Origin of the sequence: Salarchaeum sp. III (genome assembly GCF_036418315.1) — an archaeon.
GTDB lineage: Archaea > Halobacteriota > Halobacteria > Halobacteriales > Halobacteriaceae > Salarchaeum.
Map to the genome: position 1 here is coordinate 331,555 of NZ_JAZHPG010000026.1, position 9,487 is coordinate 341,041.

Here is a 9,487-nt window from a genome sequence, read left to right on the forward strand (position 1 = left end):
AGACGCTGCCGTATCCCCCATCGAATCGGTCGGTTCGTGGCTGGATTCGGAAGATTCAGTCGGTCGGCCCGAACCGAGACGCGGCGCCCCGCCGAACGACACGATACCGTCGGCACGCGTCATCTCCTACCGCTGGCCGCACTCGGTCTCGGACTCACGCGCATCTATCCCGACGACGCACTCCGGGGACTAAAACGCGTCGGCACCCCTGGTCAGGGCGTGCCGGGGCGTACGTCCGCGAGGTCGGTGAAGCGTGCGATGTCGTCGTCCGTCCCCGCGATGACGAGCGCGTCACCGTCTTCGAGACGGAAGTCCGGGGATGGGTCGGGTTCCACGGAGCCGTCGCGCTGCACCGCGACGACCGTACAGCCGGTGCGCTCGCGGATCGCGGCCTCGCGGAGCGTCTGCCCGACGAACGCCGGCGCCCGCGTCCGCACGATGTCCACCTGGTTGTCGAGGCTCATCACGTCCTCGCCGAGCAGCGTGGACGCGAGCATTCGACCGCTGACGGTGGCGAGCGCGAGCACGTACCCCGCACCCGCAGCGTACAGCCGTGGTTCGGCGCGCGTGTCGTTCGCGCGACACAGTATCTCCACGTCCGGGAAGTTCTCGCGCGCCACCAGCGTCGCGAACACGCTCGCGGCGTCGTCCCCGAGCGCGAGCAGGAGCGCGCTCGCGTCCGCTAACCCCGCCTCGGCGAGCGTCTCCTCCTCCGAAACGTCTCCCACCACGTCGACGCCGGGGCGGTCCTCACGGTCGACGACCGTGTGCGGAACGTCGTTCTCGTCGAGAACCTCGCTGACGCGCGTGCCGGTGTCCCCGTAGCCCGCGACGACGACGCGGCCGCGATCGTGCGCCCGGGATTCGGCGAGCGTGCGCGCCTTCAGCGCGGCGAGCGCGTCGTCGTCCCCCGCGACGAGGAGGATGGTGCTGCGGTCGAGTTCGCGGTCGCGGTCCGGCGCGGCGACGAACTCGCCCGCCGTCCACAGCCCGATGACGTTCACGCCCGTCTCCTCGCCGACGCGGCTGTCGCCGAGCGTGCTGCCGTCGAGCGCGCTCCCGCGCTGAATCGGCATCTCGGCGACCTCGAAATTATCGCCCAGCCGGACGGTCTCCCCGACCTCCGTGGTGACGGCGTTGGTCACCTTGTTCGCGAGGCTGCGCCCGAGAATCTCGTGCGGGGAGAGCACGCGGTCCGCGCCCGCGTACCGGACGTAGTTCGCGCGGCTCGGGTCCGCGACGAACCCGACGACGCGAACGTCCTCGTCCACCTCGCGCACGCTCAGCGCGAGCGTCGCGTTCGTCTCGTCCGACGCGTCCAGTACGACCGCCCGCGCGTCCCGGACGTCAACCGCGTCCAGCACCGCTGTGTCCTCCGCGTCCCCGTGGACGACCGTGACGCCGTCCTCGTGGAGTTCCTGCGCCTCCTCTCGGTCGGGTTCCACGACGACGTAGTCGACGGTCTGCGCGTCCAGTTCGTCGATGAGTGCCGCGACGCGGTCCGTGTACCCGCAGACGACCACGTGGTCCGTGAGGGCGACGCTGTCGGGCGGTTCGACTTCGAGCCGGCGCTCCACCCACGGCACGACGAACAACGGGAGCGTCAGGAACAACATCAGCACGCCCGTGAGCTGCATCGCGTCCACCAACAGCAGGATGCCCGCGGTGTCCCAGCGGCTCGCGTCCTCGCCGTATCCGGTCGTCGTGACCGTTTCGATGACGATGTGGAAGGCGTGCACGAGCGTGACGCGCTCGCCCTCGAACACCAACATCCCGACCTGATACGCGAGCGTATACCCGGCCACGACGACCGCGAGGAGCGCGAGGTAGCCGACGGCGCGGCGCTGCTGTCTCTCCATTCACTCGTCCTTCCCGCGGCCGAAGCATAAAACGAATGCCGCTGGCCGTCCCGAGAGAACGTATGTCACTCGCCGCCGCGGTCGCGCTGTTCGTCGCTGACCTCGCGCTCGGCGCGTGGTTCGGCGCGATGGCCTTCTTCTCGTTCGTCGCCGCACCGACCACGTTCAGCGTCCTCGGCACCGACGACGCCGGCCCCGTCGTGAACGCCATCTTCCCGAAATACTACCAGATAGGAATCGGCCTGGGGTTCGTCGCGCTCGGCGGCGTCGCCGTTACCGACACGCTCGCCGGCCTCGACTACTACTGGGTGGCGTACGGCGCGACCGCCGTCGCCATCGCGGCCGCAGCGTACGCCCGCTACCGCCTCATCCCGAAAATGGAGGCCGCCGGAGATGATGCGTTCAGCCAGTACCACAAACAGAGCGTCGCGCTGAACGCGATCGCGATGGTCGCCGCGCTCGTCGCGCTCGCCGCCACCCACGCGTAACCGCCAACTCTGCCTCGTCCGGTCATCCGAGCGGTCCCTGCCCCGTCCAGTCCGTCCAGAGAAACACGAGTGCCATACCTATCCCCGTTCCAGCGCCCATGAAGCCGGCTCGAATCAGCGAGTCGTAGAAGTAAAAACTCACCCCGGCAGCGGCGACGCCACAGACGACGAAGTAGAGAGCCGCATAGCGGAGGGCGCTCGGGGAGAGAGAACGAGCTGTCATCAGTACGGCGTACATCCCGAGCCAGCTACATAACGGCTCCGTCGCACTCGCCCCTAGCCAGGTAGAAATAGCCGGTACGTAGTTCGTTTCCCGGATTTCCCCACCCAGAACCGTGACAGAACGGCTTGATACGTACTGTTACGCGGACGCGTCGTATCCCGCGTCCTCGACCGCGGCGACGAGCACGTCCGTGTCCGCGTCGCCCTCGACGGTCGCGGTGCCGAGTTCGCGGTCGGCGCTCGCCTCGGTGACGCCCTCGACGCCCGAGAGCGCGTCCTCCACCTTCTGCTCGCAGTGGCCGCAGGTCATGCCGCTGACGGTGAGTGTCGTCATACTCGTACAGAGTACGCCGCGACTTTTCCCCGTTTTCCCTCCGATTCCATCGCTCGAACGCCACGAAGCCTCAGAACCGAAGGCCGTCCAGAACTCTCTCAGAGAGCGGTTACGCCACAGTTAGTTCGTTCTGTCCGGTCGAAGCACCCAGTCAGGTCGTTGAATCGGTCCCGAATCGCCGTCTCAGGCTTCGATTCCACAGCCAAATTCCGTATCGAACCCGAGAGAACAGTGGCAATCCACTAAAGCGATGCGTCCGTATCATCTGGTATGACCAGAACCGCGCACGTGGACATCACGGGAATGAGCTGTGCGAACTGCTCGCAGACCGTGTCGTCCGCGCTCGAATCGCTCGACGGCGTCTCGGAGGCGAGCGCGAACTTCGCCACCGACGAGGCGACCGTCGAGTACGACCCCGACGCGGTGTCGCTCGCGGCGCTCTACGACGCCATCCGGGACGCCGGGTACACGCCAGTGAGCGAGACGCGAACCATCGGTATTTCGGGGATGACGTGCGCGAACTGCGCGCAGACGAACAGGAAGGCCCTCGAATCCGTGCCCGGGGTCGTCGCGGCGGACGTGAACTACGCGACCGACGAGGCGCAGGTCGAGTACAACCCGAACGACACGTCGCTCGACGCGCTCTACGACGCCATCGCGGACGCGGGCTACGAGCCGATTCGCGAGGACGGCGGCGAGGGCGGGCCAGATGCGCGGGAGGTCGCGCGCACCGAGGAGATTCGTCGGCAACGCAACCTCGTTCTCTTCGGCGCGGTGCTCTCCGCGCCCCTGCTCGGGATGCTCGTGGAGCACTTCTTCTTCCCCGAACTTCTCCCCGACGCCGTGTTCGGGGTCGGCCTCGGCTGGGTGATGTTCGCGCTCGCGACGCCCGTCCAGGTCGTGCTCGGCAAGGAGTTCTACGAGAACGCGTACACCGCCGTCGTCCGGAACCGCACGGCGAACATGGACGTGCTCATCGCGCTCGGGTCGTCGACGGCGTACGTCTACTCCGTCGTCGCGCTGCTCGGCCTCCTGCCGAACGCCGGCCTCTACTTCGACACCGCGGCCCTGATTCTCGTGTTCATCACGCTCGGGAACTACCTCGAAGCCCGCTCGAAGGGCCGGGCGTCGAGCGCGCTCCGCGAACTCCTCGAGATGGAGGCCGACACCGCGACCCGAGTTCGGGAGGACGGCACCGAAGAAGAGATTTCTGTGGACGACATCGAGGTCGGCGACCGACTCAGGGTCCGGCCGGGCGAGAAGGTGCCGACGGACGGCGTGGTCGTGGAGGGCGAGTCCGCGGTGGACGAGTCGATGGTCACCGGCGAGTCCGTCCCCGTCTCGAAGGAACCCGGCGACGAAGTCATCGGCTCCACCATCAACGAGAACGGCGTCCTTACAGTCGAAGCGACCAAGGTGGGGTCGGAGACCGCCATCCAGCAGATCGTCGAGCGCGTGAAGGAGGCGCAGAGCCGTCAGCCCGGCATTCAGAACGTCGCCGACCGCGTGAGTTCCGTGTTCGTCCCCGCGGTCATCCTGAACGCGCTGTTCTGGGCGGTAGTGTGGTACGCCGCTCCCGGCGCGGTCGCGGACCTCGTGGGGTCGCTCCCCGTCTGGGGGCTGGTCGGCGGCGGTCCCGGCGCTGTCGGCGTGTTCGAGTTCTCCGTGGTCGTGTTCGCGTCCGCGGTGCTCATCGCGTGTCCGTGCGCGCTCGGCCTCGCGACGCCTGCGGCGACGATGGTCGGCACCACCATCGGCGCGAAACACGGCGTCCTGTTCAAGGGCGGCGACGTGCTCGAACGCGTCGAGGACGTCGACACTGTCGTCTTCGACAAGACCGGGACGCTCACCACGGGCGAGATGTCGCTCACCGACGTGGTCGCGCTCGACCGCACCGCCGCGGACGGCGGCGCGGTCGCGCAGGGCGACACCGGTGCGGACGCCGAGTCGAGCGAGGAGTACGTGCTGCGGATGGCGGCGAGCGCCGAACGCGGGAGCGAACACCCGCTTGGGGACGCCGTCGTGCGGGGCGCGCGCGACCGCGGCGTCGAACTCACCGACCCGACGGACTTCGAGAACGCGCCCGGGAGGGGGGTTCGCGCGACCGTGGACGGCCGCGAGGTGCTCGTGGGGAACCGCGGATTCCTCGACGCGAACGGCGTCGACACCGGCGCCGGACGCGCGGAGTTAGAACGCCTCGAATCCGAGGGGAAGACCGCGATGCTCGTCGCCGTCGACGGCGATCTCGTCGGTCTCGTCGCGGACGCGGACACCGTGAAGGACACCGCAAGACGGGCCGTGAGCGACCTCCGCGAGCGCGGAACCGCGGTCTGGATGCTCACGGGGGACAACGAGCGCACCGCGCGCGCCGTCGCCGAGGAGGTCGGTATCGACCCCGAAAACGTCCGCGCGGGCGTGCTCCCCGAGGAGAAGGCGAGCGCAGTCGAGGACATCCAGCAGTCCGGGAACGCGATGATGGTCGGGGACGGCGTGAACGACGCGCCCGCGCTCGCCGCCGCGTCCGTCGGCACCGCCATCGGCTCCGGCACCGACGTGGCCATCGAGGCCGCGGACGTGACCCTGATGCGGGACGACCCGCTCGATGTGGTGAAGGCCGTGCGCATCAGCGAGGGGACGCTCGCGAAGATACGCCAGAACCTCTTCTGGGCGCTCGGCTACAACACCGCGATGATTCCGCTCGCCTCCATCGGATTGCTCCAGCCCGTGCTCGCCGCGGGCGCGATGGCTCTCTCGTCGGTGTCCGTCCTCTCGAACAGCCTGCTCTTCCGCACGTACACGCCCGACCACGACTACCGCCTGCTCGGGTGGCTGCGCCCATGAGGGGGCTGGACGACATCGACCGCGAGATACTCTCGATACTCGCCGAGGACGCGCGCACGCCGTACAGCGACATCGCCGAGTCGGTCGACCGCGCACCCCCGACGGTCTCCGACCGCGTGGACCGCCTGCGCGACCTCGGCGTGATCCGGCGGTTCACCGTCGACCTCGACCGGAGCAAACTCGACGCCGGCACGCCCGTCCTCGTCGAACTCGCGGTCGCACCGGACGGCGTTGAGGGCGTGCGGGAAGCGCTCCGCGGCGCGGACGCGGTGGAGCGTGTGTACGTTACCGCCGGCGACCGCGTCCTCGCGCACGCCCACGTCCCCGGCGACGTCCGCGACTTCCTCGACCGCGTCCTCCCCGACGAGGGCGTGCGGTCGCGGGACGTGTCGTTACTCTCCGACTCCGAGCGCGCGCCCGGCGGCGGCGACGTGTCGCTCGCGCTCTCCTGCGCCGAGTGCGGGAACACCGTCACCGCGGAGGGCGAATCCCGCACGCTCGACGGAGACACATACTACTTCTGTTGCTCGTCCTGCGAGGAGCGGTTCGTCGAGCGCTACGAGTCGTTCGCGGACGCCACAAACGCCTAAAGCGTCCGGGTTCTTCACGCACCTATGCCGACGACTCTGTCAGTCAGCGACCTCACGTGTGACGGCTGTGAAGAAATCGTTCACGACGCGCTCACCGACGTGAACGGCGTCGAATCCGTCGACATCAGTCGGGAGGACAACGAGGCCGTGGTGGAGGGCGACGCCGAAAACGACCGCCTCCTGCGCGCCGTGGACTACGCGGGCTACGACGGCGAAATCCGAGAGTAGGTTACCGGTCAGTAACCCCGTGACAAGCCCGTTACCGAGCGCCTAAGAGGGTGGCGTTCGTTGCACTAGATGACGATGGACGACGTACTCTCCGAGTTGCCGCCGAGCGCGAAACTGGTCGTGAAAGTGCTCGAATACAACGGCGGCATGACCCAGAAGGAAATAGTCGAGAAGTCCCGGCTCTCCCAGCGAACCGTCCGGGACGCCCTCGACCGCCTCCAGGAGAACGACCTCGTGGAGAAGGACATCTACATCCCGGACGCCCGCCAGAACCTCTACCGGCTCGCAGCCCCGGAGAGCGATGACGGGGAAACAGAGCAAAAAGCCGCGGAAGCCGAAGCCCTCCTAGACTAACTGTTCGTTCTCGGCCGGTTCGAGGTGTTGTTGCCCCCACTCGGCGAGCGACTGCACTACGGGTTCGAGAGATTCACCGAGGTCGGTGAGCGAGTACCGCACCCGCACGGGTTTGTCCTGCACGACCTCGCGGTCCACGAGTCCCTTCTCTTCGAGGTCGTCGAGGCTCTCCGAGAGCACCTTGCTGGAGATGCCGTCCACGTCCTCCTGGAGTTCGTTGAACCCGAGGGCGTCCGCGCGGAGGAGGCGGTGGATGATGACGGGATGCCACTTCTTCCCGACGAGGGACGCGGTCGCGGTGATGGAACACCAGTCGTTGCCGGCGCACTCCACGGGAAGCCGTTGGTCGGCCATACGGAGGAAAGACGGTGCGCCCGGAAAAGCTTACCTCTGGTAACCTAGTTACCGTCCGTATCTTCGAACAGTTCGTCCCAGCCGACCGCGTCCGCTATCTCGTCGACTATCTCCTCCAGCGGCCCCTGGCCGCGTGTTTCGCCGGCCGGCGGCGACGAATCACGCTCGTCACGAGTCATAGGGGGAGCTGGACGCGCGCCGCCGAAAAGCCCGGCGGCCATCCGCGAGGCGCGAATCAGCCCTCGTCGCCACGCGCCCGCGGACTTACAGCTCACCGTCGGCCGCGAGCGCCCGCACCTCGTCCGCGCGCTCCCGTATCGCGTCGAGCTCGTCGCCGCGCTTGTCGTCGACGTGGTGGTAGAGGCCGGCCATCCGGTGGTTGTGCCGAAGGCGGTCCTCGTGGCGCGCGAGGAAGTCCCAGTAGAGCGCGTTGAACGGACACGCGTCCTCGCCGGTGGTCGCGTCGGGGTCGTAGGGACAGCCCGCGCAGTGGTCGCTCATCCGATCGATGTAGTTCGCGCTCGCCGCGTACGGTTTCGTCGTGAACGCGTCCGTGCCGTAGACGCCCATCCCGACGACGTTCGGCGTCGTCACCCAGTGGTAGGCGTCGACGTACGCCGCGTGAAACCACGCATTGAGTTCCGCGGGGTCGACGCCGAACGTGAGCGCGAAGTTCGACTGGAGCATCAGCCGCTCGATGTGGTGGGCGTACCCGTGCTCGCGGACGTGCGCGATGGAGTCACGGAGACACGCCATGTCGGTGTCGCCAGTCCAGTAGAACTTGGGGAGGGGTTCGCGGTGGTCGAGCTGGTTTGCGTCCGCCAGCGCGTCCTCGCGGAGGGAGACCTGCCGTACGAACTCCCGCCAGCCCAGAATCTGTCGGACGAACCCCTCCACGGAGTGCAGCGGCACGTCCTCCCGAGCGTCGTACTCGTCGATGGCGCGCTCGATGACTTCCGCGGGATGGAGGAGGCCGAGGTTGAGCGCGGGCGCGAGCAGGCTGTGGTTGAGCGCCCACTCGCCCGCGACGACCGCGTCCTGGTACGTTCCGAAGTCCGCGAGCCGGTGCTCGCAGAAATCGTCGAGCGCGTCGAGGGCGTCGTCGCGCGTCACCGGCCAGTCGAACGCCTCGACCTCGCCCCACGCGTCGTACGCCGCGCGAACCTCGTCGAGAACGCGCTCGGTGGTGTCGTCCGGCGGGAAGCGCGCGGGGTCGGGGAACTCGTAGTCGTCGGGCGGCGTCTCCCGGTTCTGTTCGTCGTAGTTCCACTCGCCGCCGAGCGGGTCGCCGTCGTCCATCAGGTAGCCCGTACGGCGGCGCATCCACCGGTAGAAGTCCTCGTGAGACTGGCCGCCGTCGTCCCACTCCCGGAACGCCGCGGGCGAGCAGAGGAAGGAGTCGTTCGCCACGAACTCGACGCGTCCGCCCGCGTCCTGGACGAGGTCGCGGAGCGCGTCAGCGCCGCCGCCCGCGGGCCGCATCGCCACGAGCGACTCCTCGGGGTGGTCGGCGAAGAACGCGCCGAGTCCCTCGCGGAAGGTGTCCGCGCGCTCGTAGCGGACGGTCACGCCGTCCTCGCGGAGGCTGTCGCGGAAGTGCCGCATCGCGGAGAACACGAGCGCGAGCTTCTGGCCGTGGTACGGGTGACGGCCCGCGAACTCGCGGGATTCGACCATCAGCACGCGGTCGGCGTCCCCGTCGAGGGCGCGGGAGACGGGGCCGCGGCGGGTGAGCTGGTCGCCGAGCACCCAGACAGTCGTCATATCCCCGTCTCGGACGCGACCGGGAAAGCGTCTCCGGCCACCTTTTTTATCCGCCCTTTGAGACGTTCGTCCATGGCCCTCCTCGACGACGCGGCCGACGCGGCCGCCCGCACCCCCGCGCTGGCGGTCGTGCCGTTCCTCATGACGTTCGCCGCGTTCGACAAACTCGCCCGCGCGAGCGCCCCCGGCTTCCACGTCGGCGTGAAGTTCACGTTCCCGCCCGGCCGCGGGACGCTCTGGTCGTTCGTCTCCCTGCCCGGCGCGGGCGTGACGGCGCACGCGCCGGTGCTGCTCGCGTGGACGCCGGTCTGACTCGGCGTCGCCGCGGGCTGGTTCCTCCTCACCGCGGCCGTCACCGCCGGCTACCTCGGCGGCATCGCGACCACCCTCGACCACGCGACTCTGGGCGGCGTGGACGCGGCGGTCGAACACGCGCTCCCGATGCTCGCGGTG

At 68.5% G+C, this 9,487-nt stretch carries 12 protein-coding genes; 6 read left to right on the plus strand and 6 right to left on the minus strand.

Annotated elements, in window-relative coordinates; genetic code table 11:
- Positions 1-212: 212 nt before the first annotated feature.
- Complete coding sequence (locus U3A55_RS10570; protein ID WP_330991465.1) at positions 213-1,859, minus strand: potassium channel family protein; 1,647 nt, start codon at positions 1,857-1,859, stop codon at positions 213-215.
- Positions 1,860-1,921: 62 nt separating this feature from the next.
- Between U3A55_RS10570 and U3A55_RS10575 the strand changes: the two genes are divergently transcribed.
- A complete protein-coding gene (locus U3A55_RS10575) occupies positions 1,922-2,347 on the plus strand; it encodes a DUF4149 domain-containing protein (protein ID WP_330991466.1) in 426 nt (141 codons plus the stop codon).
- Positions 2,348-2,369: 22 nt separating this feature from the next.
- On the opposite strand, the gene U3A55_RS10580 is transcribed toward U3A55_RS10575, so the two are convergent.
- Both U3A55_RS10580 and U3A55_RS10585 read right to left on the minus strand, forming a co-directional pair.
- On the minus strand, positions 2,370-2,570 hold the full coding sequence (locus tag U3A55_RS10580; RefSeq protein WP_330991467.1) for a hypothetical protein: 201 nt from the start codon (positions 2,568-2,570) through the stop codon (positions 2,370-2,372).
- 138 nt (positions 2,571-2,708) lie between these two features.
- Positions 2,709-2,903: a heavy-metal-associated domain-containing protein gene (locus tag U3A55_RS10585; protein WP_330991468.1), complete on the minus strand. Its 195-nt coding sequence runs from the start codon at positions 2,901-2,903 to the stop codon at positions 2,709-2,711.
- Between the two features lie 270 nt (positions 2,904-3,173).
- Between U3A55_RS10585 and U3A55_RS10590 the strand changes: the two genes are divergently transcribed.
- The 4 genes from U3A55_RS10590 to U3A55_RS10605 all read left to right on the plus strand — a co-directional run bounded on the left by U3A55_RS10590 (position 3,174) and on the right by U3A55_RS10605 (position 6,916).
- Positions 3,174-5,744 carry a heavy metal translocating P-type ATPase gene (locus tag U3A55_RS10590; protein WP_330991469.1) on the plus strand — a complete coding sequence of 857 codons (2,571 nt, stop codon included), beginning with the start codon at positions 3,174-3,176 and terminating at the stop codon, positions 5,742-5,744.
- Positions 5,741-6,334 (plus strand): winged helix-turn-helix transcriptional regulator, encoded by a 594-nt coding sequence (locus U3A55_RS10595; RefSeq protein ID WP_330991470.1) that lies wholly within the window; start codon positions 5,741-5,743, stop codon positions 6,332-6,334. Before U3A55_RS10590 ends, U3A55_RS10595 begins: the two co-directional genes overlap by 4 nt.
- Positions 6,335-6,358: 24 nt before the next feature.
- Entirely contained in the window at positions 6,359-6,562 is a 204-nt protein-coding gene (locus U3A55_RS10600; protein ID WP_330991471.1) for a heavy-metal-associated domain-containing protein, read from the plus strand.
- Positions 6,563-6,631: 69 nt separating this feature from the next.
- Entirely contained in the window at positions 6,632-6,916 is a 285-nt protein-coding gene (locus U3A55_RS10605; RefSeq protein ID WP_330991472.1) for a helix-turn-helix transcriptional regulator, read from the plus strand.
- Here the strand turns inward: U3A55_RS10605 and U3A55_RS10610 are convergent.
- From U3A55_RS10610 to U3A55_RS10620, 3 genes are all read right to left on the minus strand, one after another.
- Positions 6,908-7,270, minus strand: coding sequence for a winged helix-turn-helix transcriptional regulator (locus U3A55_RS10610; protein ID WP_330991473.1), 363 nt, complete (start codon positions 7,268-7,270; stop codon positions 6,908-6,910). The genes U3A55_RS10605 and U3A55_RS10610 overlap by 9 nt on opposite strands.
- Before the next feature lie 44 nt (positions 7,271-7,314).
- Positions 7,315-7,449: a hypothetical protein gene (locus U3A55_RS10615; RefSeq protein WP_330991474.1), complete on the minus strand. Its 135-nt coding sequence runs from the start codon at positions 7,447-7,449 to the stop codon at positions 7,315-7,317.
- Positions 7,450-7,534: 85 nt separating this feature from the next.
- Positions 7,535-9,034, minus strand: a complete 1,500-nt coding sequence (locus tag U3A55_RS10620; RefSeq protein WP_330991475.1) for a cryptochrome/photolyase family protein — start codon at positions 9,032-9,034, stop codon at positions 7,535-7,537.
- A 72-nt stretch (positions 9,035-9,106) separates the two neighbouring features.
- Between U3A55_RS10620 and U3A55_RS10625 the strand changes: the two genes are divergently transcribed.
- Positions 9,107-9,346, plus strand: a complete 240-nt coding sequence (locus U3A55_RS10625; protein WP_330991476.1) for a hypothetical protein — start codon at positions 9,107-9,109, stop codon at positions 9,344-9,346.
- Positions 9,347-9,487: the final 141 nt, after the last annotated feature.

Bases quoted from the DNA above. Each gene is read 5' to 3' on its own strand.
- U3A55_RS10570 (WP_330991465.1), bottom strand. From the start codon at position 1,859: ATGGAGAGACAGCAGCGCCGCGCCGTCGGCTACCTCGCGCTCCTCGCG.
- U3A55_RS10575 (WP_330991466.1), top strand. From the start codon at position 1,922: ATGTCACTCGCCGCCGCGGTCGCGCTGTTCGTCGCTGACCTCGCGCTC.
- U3A55_RS10580 (WP_330991467.1), bottom strand. From the start codon at position 2,570: ATGACAGCTCGTTCTCTCTCCCCGAGCGCCCTCCGCTATGCGGCTCTC.
- U3A55_RS10585 (WP_330991468.1), bottom strand. From the start codon at position 2,903: ATGACGACACTCACCGTCAGCGGCATGACCTGCGGCCACTGCGAGCAG.
- U3A55_RS10590 (WP_330991469.1), top strand. From the start codon at position 3,174: ATGACCAGAACCGCGCACGTGGACATCACGGGAATGAGCTGTGCGAAC.
- U3A55_RS10595 (WP_330991470.1), top strand. From the start codon at position 5,741: ATGAGGGGGCTGGACGACATCGACCGCGAGATACTCTCGATACTCGCC.
- U3A55_RS10600 (WP_330991471.1), top strand. From the start codon at position 6,359: ATGCCGACGACTCTGTCAGTCAGCGACCTCACGTGTGACGGCTGTGAA.
- U3A55_RS10605 (WP_330991472.1), top strand. From the start codon at position 6,632: ATGACGATGGACGACGTACTCTCCGAGTTGCCGCCGAGCGCGAAACTG.
- U3A55_RS10610 (WP_330991473.1), bottom strand. From the start codon at position 7,270: ATGGCCGACCAACGGCTTCCCGTGGAGTGCGCCGGCAACGACTGGTGT.
- U3A55_RS10615 (WP_330991474.1), bottom strand. From the start codon at position 7,449: ATGACTCGTGACGAGCGTGATTCGTCGCCGCCGGCCGGCGAAACACGC.
- U3A55_RS10620 (WP_330991475.1), bottom strand. From the start codon at position 9,034: ATGACGACTGTCTGGGTGCTCGGCGACCAGCTCACCCGCCGCGGCCCC.
- U3A55_RS10625 (WP_330991476.1), top strand. From the start codon at position 9,107: ATGGCCCTCCTCGACGACGCGGCCGACGCGGCCGCCCGCACCCCCGCG.